The 519-nt window shown below is 65.3% G+C and carries 1 protein-coding gene; it reads right to left on the minus strand.

Annotation, left to right across the window (positions count from 1 at the left end; translation table 11 throughout):
- Positions 1–519, minus strand: a 519-nt coding sequence (locus NKI97_RS35435) for an IS256 family transposase (RefSeq protein ID WP_352838616.1), incomplete at both ends; no start/stop codon positions are given.

The raw sequence follows: 519 nt of genomic DNA on the forward strand, positions 1-519 counted from the left end.
GCTAGCGGCAGCCGATAGAAGCTCAGCGTCTCCTCGATGTTATCTTCCACCCAGTTGACCAGCTTCGGGTATTTGGCCTGCCATTTGGCGATCCACTGCGCCAGGTCGCGTTTGACCTCGGCAAGGTCGCGCCGGTCGTAGAACCATCTGAGCTCCATCAGGCAATCGTCGTCGACCTTGCGCGGCACGTAGTCGAGCGCGTTTCTGAGGAAGTGCACGTAGCAGCGCTGCCAGACCGCTTCGGGCAGCACTTCGCGGATTGCCGCCCTGAGCCCCGGATGGTCGTCGGAGACGACGAACTCGACGCCGGCGAGCCCGCGATTCCTGAGCCCCGTCACGAACTCGCGCCAGCTCGAATGGCTCTCCCGGTTGGCCAGCTCCACGCCCAGAACCTGGCGCCGGCCCTCCCAATCCACGCCGATCGCCACCAGCACCGCCTGGCTGGCGATCACGCCCGCCTCGCGAGCCCGCTCGTAGCGCGCGTCCAAGATGAGATACGGATAGCTTTCCTCGAGCCGC

This window comes from Mesorhizobium sp. M0296, from assembly GCF_040321675.1.
In the GTDB taxonomy this organism is placed as follows: domain Bacteria; phylum Pseudomonadota; class Alphaproteobacteria; order Rhizobiales; family Rhizobiaceae; genus Mesorhizobium.